Origin of the sequence: Mesorhizobium sp. WSM1293, assembly GCF_000513875.1 — a bacterium.
GTDB lineage: Bacteria > Pseudomonadota > Alphaproteobacteria > Rhizobiales > Rhizobiaceae > Mesorhizobium > Mesorhizobium ciceri.
Genome location: NZ_AZUV01000001.1, coordinates 427,368 through 443,069 on the forward strand (window position 1 = coordinate 427,368; position 15,702 = coordinate 443,069).

Sequence of the window (15,702 nt, forward strand, 5' to 3'; positions counted from 1 at the left end):
GACACGTGACATAAGGATGCCCGTGACTTTCCTGCTCAGTGACGGCCGCCCAGCTTGTAGCTGTTGCCGCCAAGGACATTGACGCCGATACCGCTGAGAACGCCGGTAAGGACGTTGGTCTTGTTGCCGTTCAGAATGCCCTGGACGACATTGCCGCTCAGGATGTTGTTGCCACTCAGGATGCCATTGAGCGCGGTCACCTGGCCGACACCGATGGACGGCGACACATTGATCAGGCTACCCGAGCTACCTCCCCAGCCGCCGGCATAGGCGCCGACAGTCGAGAACGAAACCATAGCAGCGGTGAGTACAAAAGCGAACTTCTTCATGACTTCTCTCCATTGTTGCTAGTAGTGTTTTCTTCGACTTCTTACGACTTACCTCCGAAACGAGTAGTGCATTTTGCCGAAAGTCTTGCAACCTTGGAGTGTTTAATTTCACGGATACAATCCGTTTTCCATTTCTTAACTTTAATATTTTACGTTAAGAAAATTGGTTACCGTCGACGTCTTGAGCTGGTCAGACGGCGTCGTTTTCCCAACGATCGAGGAATGCTTCGATCGGCATTGCCTGCATGTCGGGAACCGCTCTGGCGAGCTTTTCGACCGGCCAGTTCCACCAGGCGAGAGCTTCGATCCGCGCCGCGATATCCGGAGCGAAGCGTGGCCGGAGAGCCTTCGCCGGCACGCCCGCGACGATCGCGTAAGGCGGCACATCACGCGTCACCACTGCGTTGGCGCCGACCACCGCGCCATTGCCGATGGTGACCCCGGGCATGATCACCGCGCCGTGGCCGATCCAGACATCATGGCCGATGGTCACGGCTTTCGCCTGCCGCCGTTCGCGGAAGGCGGCATCAACGCCCAGCCAGCGAAAATACTCGTTCGGCCGGTAGCTGAGCTTGTGCTGGGTCAGCCGCTCTATGGGATGCTCCAGCGCATTGATGCGGCTGTTGGCGGCGATCGAGCAGAATTTGCCGATCGTCGTGTAGATCGCTTCCGAATGGCGTTCGAAATAGGAGAAGTCGCCGACGGTGACCTCGCGAAGCACCACCCGCTCGCCGATCGAGGCATAACGCCCAAGCTTGCACGCCTTCAACTCCGCGGTCGGATGGATGCGTGGCTCGGGGTCTTTCGGGACGAGATCTTCGGAACGTTCCATGCCGGCGGCTTTACCCCTAGGCGATTGGTCCCGCAAGCGGGGCCAATCGTCCGTCAGATCGTTTCCCGGCAAGGATTCGCCTAGGCGATTGGTCCTGCAAGCGGGGCCAATCGTGCGCCCGGGAAGGAACTGAATCGCCTATTGCGGCTTGCCTTTGCTCCACACCACGTTCTGGCCGTAGAGCGGCACGGTGGTGACCGACATTTTGGCCGAGCCGTTCTGCACCTGGCGCGAATGCGAGAGATAGATCAGCGTCTCGTTGGCCTTGTCGTAGATGCGGTTCACCACCTGCTTCTTCCAGATCAGGCTGATGCCTTGCTTGAACACTTCCTCGCCGCCCTCGCTCATGTCGATGTCGCCGATGGTGATCGGGCCGGTCTGGCGGCAGGAGATCGAGGAATCGGACGGATCCTCGAACCAGTTGCCCTTGTGCAGGCGATCGATGATGCCGCGATCGAAATAGGAGACATGGCAGGTCACGCCCTCCACCTTGGGGTCCTTGATCGCCTCGACGATGATGTCGTTGCCGAGCCAGTCGACGCCGACCTTGCCGACTTCATCGGCCACGGCGGCCCCGGCACCTAGGACAACGCACGCGGCCAAGGCACCGCCGATCAGTCTTCGCCCAATCAGTCCGTGCCCAATCAGTCGTTGCAAGGGACCCTCCTGCGGTTCGAGTTGCCGGTCACAGGTGGGGCGAGCAGCCCGGCTTTGCAAGCAGATAGGTCGACACCGCAGCGGTTGCGGCAACGCGGCACTTTGCCTGTGCGGGGCCGAACCGCTAAGACTGTCACACAGGCGCGGCATTGAGCCGGCGCGACGATTTCTGCAGACGGACTTTTCTGATGATGCGTTCTATCCTGGTCGGTATTCTCGTCCTGATGGCGGCCGGCATCGGCTGGCTGACCTTCGACTGGTATCGCGGCCACTATGGCGGCGAGCCATTCGGGGCCGCCTTTACTCTGGTCGACCAGAAAGGCGCGCCGATCACCGAAGCCGCCTTCCGGGGCCAGCCCAGCGTCGTCTTCTTCGGCTTCACCCATTGCCCCGAGGTCTGCCCGACCACACTGTTCGAACTGGCCGGCTGGCTGAAGACGCTCGGCGACGACGGCAAGAACCTGCACGCCTATTTCGTATCGGTCGATCCGGAGCGCGACACGCCTGAGGTGATGAACGCCTATGTCAGCAATTTCTCCGACCGTATCGTCGGCATCACGGGCGCTCCGGACAAGGTCCATGCCATGGCCAAGTCGTTCGGCATCTATTGGAAGAAGGTCGACACCGGCGACGGCGACTACACGATGGATCATACCGCCTCGGTGCTGCTGCTCAACGCCAAGGGCGATTTTGCCGGCACAATCGCCTACGGCGAAAGCGCCGATACGGCCATCGCCAAGCTGAAGCGGCTGGCGGCGAAAGGCTGATTACCATTTCATGACCCAGACGCGCCTTTACTTCACCACCGGAAAGATCGAGTCCGTCAGCATTTTCGCGGCGCTTGAGGCGGCCTTCGAGGAAGAGGGGCTGCCGATCGCCGTCTTGGAGGTCGACGAGGACAAGGACATCCACGAAGTGTCGCTCTATGCCGATGGCGACATCGATGCGGTCGAGACCCGCTTGAAGGACATCCTTGCCGGCCTTTTCCTGTCGAAGCCGATCGAGCGCGAGCCCCTGCCCGACATCGACTGGGTGGCGCATTCGCTGGAAGAGTTGAAGCCGGTGCGTGCCGGACGTTTCTTCGTCCACGGCGCACATGACCGCAGGAAACGCCACAGCGGCGAACTCGCCATCGAAATCGAAGCCGGCCTCGCCTTCGGCACCGGCCATCACGGCACCACCGCCGGCTGCCTGGAAATGCTGGAAAGAGTGGTCCGGCGCGAACACCCGCGCAATGCGCTCGATCTCGGCACCGGCAGCGCGGTACTGGCGATCGCCGTCGCCAAGCTGGCGCACATTCCGGTGCTGGCCACCGACATCGATCCGGTGGCGGTGCGGGTGGCTGCCGCCAATGCGCGGCTCAACCACGTCAAGGCACTGGTGGAAACAGCAACCGCGCCCGGCTTTCACCATCCGATCTTCGGCAAGCGCGCGCCCTTCGATCTGATCGTCGCCAACATATTGGCGCGGCCGCTGATGCGGCTGGCGCCGCAAATGGCCCATCATATCGCACTTGGCGGTTCGATCGTGCTGTCGGGCATCCTCGAGCGCCAGCGCGACGCGGTCATCTCGGCGTATGTCGGCCAGAATTTCCGCCATGTCAGAACCTTGCACCGCGAGGGCTGGGTGACGATCCACCTGAAGCATTAGACCGGCACCGACCGAGCCTGGACCAAATTCCCCCAGTTGTCAGTCCGGCGATGCTGTAGCAGGTTGCGCGCAGCCGGAAATCGATTCCGATTTCCGCGACCGTACGCTACGGTTGCGCGGACATGCAGGAGGCCCACCATGTTCCAGACCTTCGATTCCGCGGGCGACCCGGCCGTCGGCAAACCGCGCGTGGCGCTGCTGCGCCAATGGCTTGAAGCCAACGGGCTGGACGGCTTCATCGTCCCGCGTGCCGACGAGCATCAGGGCGAATATGTCGCCGATCGTTCGGCGCGGCTGAAATGGCTGACCGGCTTCAGCGGCTCGGCCGGCGTCGCCATCATCCTGCGCGACCGCGCCTTCGTCTTTGTCGACGGGCGCTACACGCTGCAGGTGCGCAGCGAGGTCGATCTCGACGTCTTTTCAATCGAAAGCCTGGTCGACAATCCGCCGGCTGTCTGGCTGAAAGACAATCTTGGCAAGGGCGCACGGCTCGGCTTCGATCCATGGCTGCACACGATCAGCGAGGTCAAGGCGCTGCAGGCCTCAGTCGACAAGAACGGCGCCGTACTGGTGCCGCTCGACAAAAACCCGATCGACATCATCTGGAAGGATCAGCCCGACGCGCCGGTGGCTCCCGTCGAGCTCCACCCGATCGGCTTTGCCGGCGAGCTCGCCAAGGACAAGCTGGCGCGGCTGGCGGCGGCGATCGCCAAGGACGGCGCCACCCATGCGGTGCTGACCGACCCCTCCTCCATCGCCTGGGCCTTCAACATCCGTGGCGGCGACGTGCCGCACACGCCGCTGGCGCTCGGCTTCGCCATCCTCGCCGCCGATGGATCGCACCAGCTTTTCATGGATAAGCGCAAATTCTCGCGCCAGGTCGCCGCCTACCTCACCCAGCTCGCCGAGCCGCATGAGCCCGGCGAATTCGAAGCCGCGATCACAGCGCTTGCCAAGAGTGGCGCGAAAATCGCGCTCGACCCGGTGCTGGCGGCTGACCGGCTGCGCATGCTGGTCGAGGACAATGGCGGCACGGTGATTGCGGCAGCCGACCCTGCCCGCATCCCGCGCGCCACCAAGAACCAGGCCGAGATCAACGGCTCGCGCGCCGCGCATCGGCGTGACGGTGCGGCCGTGGCGAAATTGCTGTGCTGGCTGGAGCGGCAAAAACCCGGCTCGCTCGACGAGATCGCTGTCGTCACCAGGCTGGAGGAACAGCGCCGGCAGACCGGCGAGGAAACCCAGATGCCGCTGCGCGACGTCTCCTTCGACACCATTTCGGGCGCCGGCCCGAACGGCGCCATCATGCATTACCGCGTGTCGCGCGCCACCAGCCGCAAGCTGCAGGCCGGCGAGCTGTTCCTGCTCGATTCCGGCGCGCAGTATCAGGACGGCACCACCGACATCACGCGCACCGTGCCGATCGGCCAGCCGACGCAGGAGATGCGCGAACGCTTCACCCTGGTGCTGAAAGGCATGATCGGCATTTCCACCTTGCGCTTTCCCGCCGGCACGCGCGGCTCCGAGATCGATGCCGTCGCGCGCATGGCGCTGTGGAAGCACGGCTGCGACTTCGCCCACGGCACCGGCCATGGCGTCGGCTCGTATCTGGCCGTGCATGAAGGGCCGCAGCGTATCGCCCGCACCGGCACCGAAAAGCTGCTCGAAGGCATGATGCTGTCCAACGAGCCCGGCTACTACAAGGAAGGCTCCTACGGCATCCGCATCGAGAACCTGATCCTGGTGACGCCGGCGCAAGAGATCGAGGGCGGCGACATCGCCATGCACGGCTTCGAGACGCTGACGCTGGCGCCGATCAATACCAGGCTGGTGCAGTCGGACCTTCTGACGCGTGACGAGCTGCATTGGCTGGACTCGTACCACGCGCGCGTGCTGGCTGAGATCGGCCCGATGCTCGACGGCGAAACGCTGGCCTGGCTGGAGAAGGCCACCGCGCCGCTGCCGCACGACGCGAAGATTTGATTTTCTGAGGCGCCGAGGGCGTGTCGGGATTCAGGTCAGGACGAGCCGAAAACGATGGGTTCCGTGAACCGGAGCGGAGCGTACTTTTGGGTACGGAGCTCAGTTCTACCGCAATGCGGTAGAACTGGGAAGCGCAGGAAGCCGCCGTTTGCAGGCCGTCATCACCTGAATATCGATACGCCCTACCCGACGAACTGCCGCGCCACGATCAATACCGCCGCGCCCGCCAAAAACATCGCCATCAACCCACCGCGCAGCGAAACCACGGCGGTGACCACCAGTGCGGCCCATTCCGCCGGGCCGGCGTTCAACAGCTCGGGCGCCACCAGCGTCGTCAGCACCGCCGCCGGCACGGCATTGAGGCCGGCCTCGACGCGGGGATGGATGGTATCGAAGCGCGATATCACCAGGTGCCCGCCGATGCGCGTCAGATAGGTCGCGATTGCGCCGGCGATAATGATCCAGAAGGTCGTGCTCATGGCCGTGCCTTTACGCCGCTATGGTGGGGAGGCAGGATGACCGCCAGCAGCACACCGGCAACAGCGCCAATCGAGACATGCCAGGGCGAGCCCACGGTCTTGTAGGCGATGATGGAGGCGGCAGCGCTGGCAATGACCACCGGCAGCCACAGAGGCCGCTTGCGGAAGCCCAGCACGAGACCGAGGAAATAGATCGGCAGCAGGAAATCGATGCCCAGCGCGTGCGTGTCGGGGATCAGCTTGCCGAACAGCGCGCCAAGCGCGCTTTCGACGATCCAGAACAGATAGACAGGCAAGCCAAGTCCCAGATACCAGGCAAAGCCGACCGTCCGGCCCGATTGCGCCCGCGCTTCGGCCACCGCGAATTGCGGATCGGTCAGGATGAAATAACCAAGCGCCTGCTGGATGAGAGGCCAGTGCGCGATGCGCCGGCCGATGCCGGCGGAATAGAGCACGTGGCGGAAATTGACGGCGAAGATCGACAGCACGATCAGCCACGGCGCCACATGCTGGCCGAACAGCTGGATGCCGACCATCTGGCTGGCGCCGCCATAGACCAGCGCACTCATCAGAAAGGCTTCCAGGACCGAGAAGCCATTGTCCACGGCGAGCGCGCCGAACAGCACCGCAAACGGCGCCGAGGCCACCACCACAGGCATCGACAGCCGCACGCCTTGCCAGAAATCGCTTCTGTCGCCGCTCTCGGAAATTACGTCCGTCGCCATCAACCACTCCTGATGCATGTCGCCCAAAAGGGGATAACGACATGCACAACAACAAGGGAAGCGCGGTATGTAGGTGGCGCGGCTTGCCGTGTCACACGAATTCGCTTGAGCCAAACGATCAGCGGAAATGATCGCGGGATCGGCTGAGTTAGACGCTTATTCCTTCAGGATCTTGCCCTCGATCGCCCTGCCCCAGTCGAGCAGCGGCTTGGCGCGCAAGGTGAAATCGACGAGCTCGTCGACCAGATCAGCCGTATGGATTCCCGCGGGATCGATAACATGCTGGACGACAAAATGCCGGTTGCGGATGGCGGCGACAAGGTTGGGATCGCTGATTTCCTCGAAGCCGCGTGGCGTACGCTTCATACGGCCTTCGGTCTCGAGTTCAAGCCGGTTCTTCTTCAACGCCGCCACCAGGGCGCGAAACCTGTCCGGCTTCGTCGCGATGGCTTTGCGCATCGCCAGCAGCAGCGCCGGCTCCGGCTGCCACCAGGCAATGTCGGCAAAGCAGCGCTCAAGCCCGATATGGACGTAGAACACGCCCTGCTCCATCTTGGTGCCGTCGGGCGACAGGATGGCCGACAAATGCCTGTTGTAAGGCCGCTTGTCTTTGGCGAAGCGCACGTCGCGCTTGATTCGGAACAGCGACTTCTTGCGGTCGCCGCGCAGGCCGAGACCCGCCTTTGCGAAGCGCTCGGTCAGCGTGTCGACGAGATCACTGAGCGGATCGCGCAATTCCTGTTCGAACAAGTCACGGTTCTCCAAAAACCACTCTCGGCTCTGGTGGAAATCCAGCGCCTTGAGGAACGGAATGGCTTTTGGGCCGAACCCTTTGAATGCGCCGTCCATCAGGCCTTGCCGATCCGCGCCAGCCAGGCATCTTCGTCGATGACCTCGATGCCGAGTTCGCTGGCGAGCTTGAGCTTGGAGCCGGCACCCGGCCCGGCGACCACCAGATCCGTCTTCGCCGAAACCGAGCCCGCGACCTTGGCGCCGAGGCGCTCCGCCATCGCCTTGGCCTCGGAGCGTGTCATCTTTTCCAGCGAGCCGGTGAACACGACCGTCTTGCCGGCGACCTCGCTGTCGGCCGAGACGTTGACGATATACGGCTTCGGCTTGACTTGGCGGAGCAACGCATCAAGCACGTCGTCATTGCGCTCATTGCCGAAGAAGTCGCGCAACGCGTCGATCACGGTATCGCCGATACCGTTGACTGAGGGGAAGACACTGTGCGGATCTTCCGCTGCCGCTGTTTCCTTGCCCACGCGGATCAGTTCCTCGATGGTCGAGAAGGTGCGGGCAAGCACAGCCGCCGTCGTTTCGCCGATATGGCGGATGCCGAGCGCGAAGATGAAACGGTCGAGTTCCGGCTCGCGGCGTGAGTCGATGGCCGCGAACAGCTTGTCGAGGCCCTCATAATTGCGGTCCTCGACGCTGCGCACGTTCTTGCGCGTCTTGCCCGATGCGGCCTCGCGCTGCCTCGCCTGTTCCTCGCGCCGTTCCGCCAGCGCCCTGGTGACAGCCGGACGGCGATCCCTGAGCGTGAAGATATCGGCGGCGGTCCTGATCAATCCCGCGTTGAAGAACGTGTCTATGTTCTCCGCGCCGAGGCCTTCGATGTCCAGGGCACCGCGCGACACGAAGTGGCGCAATCCTTCCACCGCCTGCGCCGGGCAGATCAGCTCGCCGGTGCAGCGGCGGCGGGAATCCTCCTTGCCGGTCTTCTCGTTGATCTCGCGCGTCGCCGGCGAGCCGCATATCGGACAGGTGTGCGGGAATTCGTACGGCACGGCATCGGCCGGCCGCTTGTCGATGACGACGCTGACGATCTGCGGAATGACATCGCCTGCCCGCTGGATCACGACCGTATCGCCGATGCGCACGTCGATGCCGTCGCGGATCGGCTGGCCGGTCGAGTCCAGGCCCTTGATGTAATCCTCATTGTGCAGCGTGACGTTCTCGACCACGACGCCGCCGACCGTGACCGGCGCCAGCCGCGCGACCGGCGCCAGCGTACCGGTACGGCCGACCTGGATGTCGATCTTCTGAACGGTCGTCATCGCCTGTTCGGCCGGAAATTTATGCGCGATCGCCCAGCGCGGTTCGCCGGTGACGAAGCCCCAGCGGCGTTGCAACTCCAGCTGGTCGACCTTGTAGACGACGCCGTCGATATCGTAGCCGAGCGCGGAGCGCTGCTCCTCGATCCGATGATAGTGCGCGATCAACTCCTCGGCCGATTTCGCCCGCACCATCAGCGGACTGATCTTGAACCCCCACTCGGCGAATTTCTGCACCGAATCATACTGGGTCGGAGCCGGATCCGCTGTCGTGTAACCCCAGGCATAGGCGAAGAATTTGAGATTTCGGCTGGCGGTGACGGACGGATCCTTCTGGCGCAGCGACCCGGCCGCCGTGTTGCGCGGATTGACGTAGTCCTGGCCGCCGACGGCGGCCGAGCGCTGCTTCAGCGCCTCGAATTCCGCATAGGTCATGTAGACCTCGCCGCGGATCTCGATGGTTTCGGGCCAGCCCGAGCCTTTCAGCTTTGCAGGAATGTCGGCGATGGTCTTCAAATTGGCGGTGATGTCTTCGCCGACGGCGCCGTTGCCACGCGTTGCGCCCTGCACGAACACACCGTTTTCGTAACGCAGCGAAGCCGATAGCCCGTCGATCTTCGGTTCGGCCGTGAACGCAATGTCGAGTTCCTTGTCGCGATCGAAGAACCGCCGCCCGCGTTCGATGAAATCCGTGACATCATCGTCTGTATAGGCCTTGGCAAGGCTGAGCATCGGCACGGCATGGCGCACCTTGGTAAAGCCTTCCGCGGGCGCTGCTCCGACCCTGAGCGATGGCGAATCCTCGCGCACCAGCGCCGGAAAGCGCTCCTCGATGGCAAGGTTGCGCCGCGCCAGCGCATCATACTCGGCATCGGTGATAACAGGCGCATCTTCGGTATGGTAGCGCCGGTCGTGCTCGGCGATCTCTTCCGCCAGCCGCTTCAGCTCGGCTTCGGCCTCGCTCTCACTGAGCGAATCGACAGGTTTTTCAGCCATGCTTTCCTTCCCCGGACGGTGGCCTGCCACAATAGATCAGGATTTTGGGAAAATCATTCCTGAACAGCAGGATGGAGCCATATCCTGACTCGATCCCTGACACGCGTTGTTCTTATGCAGCCGTGGTGTTCTCGCGCAGCAATCGCTCGGCGGCGGCGCGGGCCTCGTCGGTGATGGTGGCGCCGGCCAGCATGCGCGCGATCTCTTCCTGCCGCGCCGGCCGGTCCATCTCGGCAATGCCGGTGGCGACACGGTCGGTGGTGCCGGATTTGGAGATCAGGAAATGCGTCGCCGCGCGTGCCGCGACCTGTGGCGCATGCGTCACCGAGAGCACCTGGACGCGCTTCGACAGCCGCGCCAGCCGCTGGCCGATGGCGTCGGCGACGGCGCCGCCCACCCCAGTATCGATTTCATCGAAAACCAGCGTCGGCGCCGAGCCGCGGTCGGCCAGCGCGACCTTCAACGCCAGAAGGAAGCGCGAAAGTTCGCCGCCGGACGCCACTTTCATCATCGGCCCGGGCCGCGTGCCTGGATTGGTGCGCACCCAGAATTCGATCTGGTCGATGCCCTCTTCCATGCGGCTCTCGGCCTCGCTCTTCATTTCCACAATGAAGGCGGCGCGTTCGAGCTTGAGCGCCGGCAATTCCGCCATCACCGCCTTGGTCAGGCCGACCGCCGCCGCGTGGCGAAGCGAAGACAGCTGCGCGGCGGCAATGTCGTAGGCCTCGCGTGCCGCGGCGGCCTGTTTTTCCAGCCCGTGCAGGCGCTCCTCGCCGGCATCGAGATCGGCAAGATCGGCCGACATCGTGTCGCGAAGCTGCGCCAGATCGTCGACGGCGACGCTGTGCTTGCGCGAGGCCGCGCGCAGCGAAAACAGCCGCTCCTCCGCCTTCTCCAACCGCTGCGGATCATATTCGGTGGCGCGAAGTGCTGCCTCGACGCCCGATTGCGCCGCGTCGAGCGACAGCATCGCCTCGTCGAGCGACTTGACGACGTCGTCGAGCAGGCCGGGCGCCTCCGTCACCTTGCGCTGCAGTCGTCGCAGCAGGCTGGCCAGTTGCGGCAAGGGCGAGGACGGGCCGGACAGCACATCCTGCGCATCATGGATTTCGGAAGCGATCTTCTCGGCCCGCATCATCGACGCCCGCAGTTCGGCGAGATCCGTCTCCTCACCCGGCTGCGGATCGAGCTTCGTCAACTCCGCCACCGCCGCGCGCAGATAGTCGGCCTCGCGCGCGGCCGCCGCCACCTTGGCGCGGTGGCGCGACAACTCCTGCTCGCAGGCGCGCCAGTGCCGCCATGCCTCGCCGGTCGAGCGGACGGCGCCGAGATGGCCACCGAAAGCATCGAGCACCTCGCGATGCGCGCCGGGATCGACCAGCGCGCGTTCATCGTGCTGGCCGTGGATCTCGACCAGCGCGCGCCCGACATCGCGCATCAGCGTGACGCTCGAAGGCTGATCGTTGACGAAGACACGGGTGCGGCCATCCGCCGTTTGCAGGCGGCGCAGGATGATGTCGCCGTCATCCTCGATCGCATTGTCGGCAAGCAGCGCACGCGCCGGATGATTGCGCGGCACGTCGAAGACGGCGATGACCTGGCCTTGCGCCGCGCCATGGCGCACCAGCGACGCGTCGCCGCGCGCACCGAGCGCCAGCGACAGGGCATCGAGCAGGATGGATTTGCCGGCACCGGTTTCGCCGGTCAGCACCGAAAGACCCGGCTGGAAGTCGATATCCAGCTTCTCGATCAGGACGATATCGCGGATCGACAGTCTGGAAAGCATCAGAACCCGAATCTAGAACGGCACGCGACCATTTGCAGTCGCAGCGCCGCACTATCTTTTTGTTTGAGCACCGGATCAATCCGAAAAGCGCTGTGAACGCTTCAGTCGATGCTCATACGTCAGGCGCCGGTGATCATCTTTCCGGCCTTGGATATCCACGACCCTGCATTTTCGCGCGGTGCAAGCCCATTGCTCTGCAAGAGCTTGTAGGAATCCTTGTACCACGAGCTGTCAGGGTAGTTGGTGCCGAGCACGGCGGCGGCGGTCTGCGCCTCCGAAGTCAGACCCATCGCGTAATAGCTTTCGGTCAGACGAGCGAGCGCCTCCTCGACATGGCGCGTGTTGGAATAGTTCTCGACCACGGTGCGGAAGCGCTTGACGGCGGCGATGTATTCACGCCGCTCGAGATAGTAGCGGCCGATCTGCATCTCCTTGCCTGCCAACTGATCATTGGCGAAGCGGATCTTTTCCTTGGCGTCGTCGACATATTCCGATGTCGGCCAGCGGGTGACCAGATCCTGCATCGTCTGCACGGTCTGGCGCGCTTCCTTCTGGTCCTGCGTCACGTCCTTGATCTGGCGGTAGTAGCTCAAGCCGATGATGTACTGCGCATAGGCGGCGTCATCGGTCGACGGGTAAAGCGTGAGATAGCGCTTGGCCGAGCCGATAGCCTCATCGTAATTGCCCTGGCGATAGTCGGCGAAAGCGCCCATCACCATCGATTTGCGGGCCCATTCCGAATAGGGATGCTGGCGGTCGACGGCGTCGAACTTGCGGCTCGCCTCCTGCAGGCGCCCGGCATTGAGATTGGCAAGGCCCTGGTTGTAGAGAACATCGGCCGGCTCGGTCTGGTCGACATAGGTCGACAGGTCGATATCTTTCTCCGACGACATGCAGGCCGACAGGAAGAGCGATGGAACAACTACTGAAAGCGCCAGGAAAACGGCCCTCTGCGGTGCTTTCAATTGACCAACTCGCTTGAAGAACATGATTGGATCTCGCCCTTTCGGCGCTATTTCAATGCCAGTTGCATGCCATTGTTTCAAAACTGGTCCCCACTTTTGAACGACATGCACTAATCGACGGCAGCAGCCATAAACCATAACCGCCTTGCCCGGCAACGCTATCTCCGGCCAATCGCACATTTTTGTGGCGGCCGGACGCAGCTTGGACATCAATGCAATTTCACTGGCGGGTGGTGCATTCCTGCAACACGGGCAATCCCCCATGGAACCCGAAAAACCTGGGAAAATCAGATCATCCAGGGCGCGTAGAGCGGCGCGTTGACGGCGTTCATCTCGGCGCTGCGGCCACGCTCCCGGCGCGTCGTCTCGACGATCTCGAACGCCGTGCGATCCGACAGCAGGCGGCGCAGGGCCGCGGCATTCATCCTGTGGCCGCCGCGATAGGAGCGGAAGCAGCCGATGAAACGGGCGCCGGCCAGCGCCAGGTCGCCCATGGCGTCCAGCGTTTTATGGCGCACGAATTCGTTGGGATAGCGCAGGCCGCCCATATTGATGACGCGGTTGTCGTCGCCGATCACCAGCGAATTCTCCAGCGAGGAGCCGAGCGCATAGCCTGCAGCCCACAGCCGCTCGACATCCTTCATGAAGCCGAAGGTGCGGGCGCGCGCGATGTCGCGACGGAAAATATCGGCATTGAGGTCGGAGGCAAACAGCTGACGGCCGATCGCCGGGCTTTCGAAGTCGATCTCGATCTCGAAACGGGTTCCGTCATAGGGCCGAAACTCCGCCCACGAGGCGCCGTTCTCGATGCGGACCGGCTTGATGACCCTGATATAGCGGCGCTTGACCGAAAGCGTCTCGATGCCCGCCTGGTCGATGGCTTCGACGAACGCCATGGCGCTGCCATCGAAGATCGGAACCTCGGAACCGTCGATCTCGACAGCGACATTGTCGATGCCGAGCCCAAACAGCGCCGCCATGATGTGCTCGACCGTGGCGATATGCTCGCCGGCGGGATCACCAAGCATGGTGCACAGGTCGGTGGCGCCGACTTCCGAGACCAGGGCACGAAACTCGCGGCCCTGCTCGGCACCGTTGAAAAGCTGGAAAACGATGCCGGTGTCGGCATCCGCCGGCATGAAGCTGATGGACACTTCCTTGCCGCTGTGGACGCCGGTGCCGGTAAGCGACGCGCGCGTCTTCAATGTCGTCTGATAGTCGTGCAAGACAATCCCCATAAGCCCGTAATGCCTAGGTCCGCTTCTCCAGCCCGAGGGCGCGGCTCTTGTGTGAATCGGCTGGCAGGGCGACTTCCCCCGAAATCCCGGCAAACCGATGATGGTAGGCAGCGAAGATAATGTCCCGTCAGGGAGACTCCAAATCACGGTTTCTTACTCTGTGTAACCGCGAACTGGAATGGGTGCGACTTTGTAAGTTGTTGAAATCACATCATTTAAAACGTTAACAGGCAAGCGATTCCTCGCTTGCCTGTTAACAAATGTTACAGTCCGTTTACCAATCAGTTGGCCTGGCGGCGCAGGAACGCCGGAATCTCCAGCTGATCGTCTTCCTGAGTCGTCCTCACCTGCGGCGTCAGGCGGCCCTGATCGTCGAGTTGGCCACGGCGCGGCGCATAGAGCTGCGCATCCTGGCTGGCGAGGCGGCGCACTTCGGGCGCGGCCTGGCGCAGCTTGGGCTCGCGCGGCTGCGCCGGCTGCAGCCTTGCGGGTTCTTCCTCGCGGCGGGTCAGTCCGTTGGTCAGGCGCTTCAGCAGGCCCATCGGTCCGCTGTTGTTCTCGTGGTCAACCGGGCGGCTCTTGGCATCCACCTCGGCCTTGACGACCGGCGGGAAGTCCTCGACGCGCGGCATACGCTGAGGCGCCATGGCAACAGGCTGCGGGGCTTCGCGCAGCATCTCGCGCGGCTGCGGGGCCGGCTGCATCTGCTGGACCACCGGCTGCGGCATCGGCTGTGCTGGCGGCGCCTGGAAGATTTTGCTCTGCGGGCGGAAATCTTCTGCGTGAGCGACAGGAGCCGGGCGCGCCTGCGCCATCGCCGCGGCATTGGCTTCGGCCAGTTGGATGGCTTCGGCGACAGGGTCGACAGCGCGTGGCTCGTAGGCCGCCTGCTGGACAGGCGCCGGGCGAGCCTCCGCGATCTGAGCCACCGGGCGGCTGACCGGCTTCGGAGGCGCTGTGCGGATCGAGATCGGCGCAGCGGCGATTTCAGCCGCCGATTTGTCGATGCCGGTGGCAACCACCGAGACGCGGATGACGCCTTCGAGTTCCTCGTCGAAAGTGGCGCCCAGGATGATGTTGGCGTCCTGGTCGACTTCCTCGCGGATACGGGTCGCCGCTTCGTCGACTTCGAACAGCGTCAGGTCGCGGCCGCCGGTGATCGAGATCAGCAGGCCCTTGGCGCCCTTCATCGAGGTCTCGTCGAGCAGCGGGTTGGCGATCGCCGCTTCGGCGGCGGCCATCGCGCGGCCCTCGCCCGAAGCTTCGCCGGTGCCCATCATCGCCTTGCCCATCTCGCGCATGACGGAACGGACGTCGGCGAAGTCGAGATTGATCAGGCCTTCCTTGACCATCAGGTCGGTGATGCAGGCGACACCGGAATAGAGCACCTGGTCGGCCATGGCGAAGGCATCGGCGAAGGTGGTCTTGTCATTGGCCAGCCGGAACAGGTTCTGGTTGGGGATGACGATCAGCGTATCGACGCATTTCTGCAATTCCTCGATGCCGAAGTCCGCGGTCTTCATGCGGCGCTGGCCTTCAAAGTGGAACGGCTTGGTGACGACGCCGACGGTGAGGATGCCCTTTTCGCGCGCTGCGCGGGCAACGACGGGAGCAGCACCGGTGCCGGTGCCGCCGCCCATGCCGGCTGTCACGAAGCACATATGGGTGTTGGTCAGGTGATCGAGGATTTCATCGATGCACTCTTCCGCCGCCGCACGGCCGACTTCCGGCTGCGATCCCGCACCGAGCCCCTCGGTGACGTGAGCGCCGAGCTGGATCAGGCGGCCTGCCTTCGACATGGTCAGCGCCTGCGCGTCGGTGTTGGCCACCACGAACTCGACGCCGCGCAAACCGGCGGTGATCATGTTGTTGACGGCATTGCCGCCGCCGCCGCCGACACCGAACACGGTGATGCGCGGCTTAAGCTCGGTGATGTCCGGCTTTTGCAGATTGATGGTCATTGTCTCCGTCCTTTGCCTTTCACGCCGCTTCGCCGCCGCGGCCG

General features: G+C 63.4%; 14 protein-coding genes. 3 read left to right on the forward strand and 11 right to left on the reverse strand.

The features are described 5' to 3' along the window. Positions 1-35: 35 nt before the first annotated feature. The 3 genes from M729_RS0102190 to M729_RS0102200 all read right to left on the reverse strand — a co-directional run bounded on the left by M729_RS0102190 (position 36) and on the right by M729_RS0102200 (position 1,818). A complete protein-coding gene (locus tag M729_RS0102190) occupies positions 36-329 on the reverse strand; it encodes a hypothetical protein (RefSeq protein ID WP_013530976.1) in 294 nt (97 codons plus the stop codon). 190 nt (positions 330-519) lie between these two features. Next, the gene (locus M729_RS0102195; protein WP_027160628.1) at positions 520-1,161 is read right to left on the reverse strand and encodes a DapH/DapD/GlmU-related protein; all 642 of its coding nucleotides are present in this window, start codon (positions 1,159-1,161) and stop codon (positions 520-522) included. 138 nt (positions 1,162-1,299) lie between these two features. Then, on the reverse strand, positions 1,300-1,818 hold the full coding sequence (locus M729_RS0102200) for a CreA family protein (protein WP_024501452.1): 519 nt from the start codon (positions 1,816-1,818) through the stop codon (positions 1,300-1,302). Positions 1,819-2,006: 188 nt separating this feature from the next. Here M729_RS0102200 and M729_RS0102205 point away from each other — a divergent pair, with 188 nt between their 5' ends. The 3 genes from M729_RS0102205 (at position 2,007) to M729_RS0102215 (ending at position 5,451) form a co-directional block, all read left to right on the forward strand. Beyond that, positions 2,007-2,585 (forward strand): SCO family protein, encoded by a 579-nt coding sequence (locus tag M729_RS0102205; protein ID WP_013530973.1) that lies wholly within the window; start codon positions 2,007-2,009, stop codon positions 2,583-2,585. Between the two features lie 10 nt (positions 2,586-2,595). Beyond that, positions 2,596-3,468 carry a 50S ribosomal protein L11 methyltransferase gene (locus tag M729_RS0102210; protein ID WP_027160630.1) on the forward strand — a complete coding sequence of 291 codons (873 nt, stop codon included), beginning with the start codon at positions 2,596-2,598 and terminating at the stop codon, positions 3,466-3,468. A 138-nt stretch (positions 3,469-3,606) separates the two neighbouring features. Then, positions 3,607-5,451 carry an aminopeptidase P family protein gene (locus M729_RS0102215; RefSeq protein ID WP_027160631.1) on the forward strand — a complete coding sequence of 615 codons (1,845 nt, stop codon included), beginning with the start codon at positions 3,607-3,609 and terminating at the stop codon, positions 5,449-5,451. Between the two features lie 182 nt (positions 5,452-5,633). Here M729_RS0102215 and M729_RS0102220 read toward each other — a convergent pair whose 3' ends face one another. The 8 genes from M729_RS0102220 to ftsZ all read right to left on the reverse strand — a co-directional run bounded on the left by M729_RS0102220 (position 5,634) and on the right by ftsZ (position 15,658). Beyond that, positions 5,634-5,930, reverse strand: coding sequence for an AzlD family protein (locus M729_RS0102220; protein ID WP_013530970.1), 297 nt, complete (start codon positions 5,928-5,930; stop codon positions 5,634-5,636). After that, positions 5,927-6,655: an AzlC family ABC transporter permease gene (locus M729_RS0102225; protein ID WP_027160632.1), complete on the reverse strand. Its 729-nt coding sequence runs from the start codon at positions 6,653-6,655 to the stop codon at positions 5,927-5,929. Before M729_RS0102225 ends, M729_RS0102220 begins: the two co-directional genes overlap by 4 nt. Positions 6,656-6,811: 156 nt before the next feature. Next, on the reverse strand, positions 6,812-7,504 hold the full coding sequence (locus M729_RS0102230; protein WP_027160633.1) for a TIGR02453 family protein: 693 nt from the start codon (positions 7,502-7,504) through the stop codon (positions 6,812-6,814). Beyond that, positions 7,504-9,708: an NAD-dependent DNA ligase LigA gene (gene ligA / locus M729_RS0102235; RefSeq protein WP_013530967.1), complete on the reverse strand. Its 2,205-nt coding sequence runs from the start codon at positions 9,706-9,708 to the stop codon at positions 7,504-7,506. The genes M729_RS0102230 and ligA overlap by 1 nt, the downstream gene beginning before the upstream one ends. Positions 9,709-9,820: 112 nt before the next feature. After that, positions 9,821-11,494 carry a DNA repair protein RecN gene (gene recN / locus M729_RS0102240; protein ID WP_013530966.1) on the reverse strand — a complete coding sequence of 558 codons (1,674 nt, stop codon included), beginning with the start codon at positions 11,492-11,494 and terminating at the stop codon, positions 9,821-9,823. A gap of 119 nt (positions 11,495-11,613) precedes the next feature. Then, a complete protein-coding gene (locus M729_RS0102245) occupies positions 11,614-12,483 on the reverse strand; it encodes an outer membrane protein assembly factor BamD (RefSeq protein ID WP_013530965.1) in 870 nt (289 codons plus the stop codon). A gap of 263 nt (positions 12,484-12,746) precedes the next feature. After that, entirely contained in the window at positions 12,747-13,697 is a 951-nt protein-coding gene (gene lpxC, locus M729_RS0102250) for a UDP-3-O-acyl-N-acetylglucosamine deacetylase (protein WP_013530964.1), read from the reverse strand. 281 nt (positions 13,698-13,978) lie between these two features. After that, entirely contained in the window at positions 13,979-15,658 is a 1,680-nt protein-coding gene (gene ftsZ / locus M729_RS0102255; protein WP_027160634.1) for a cell division protein FtsZ, read from the reverse strand. Positions 15,659-15,702 lie beyond the last annotated feature (44 nt).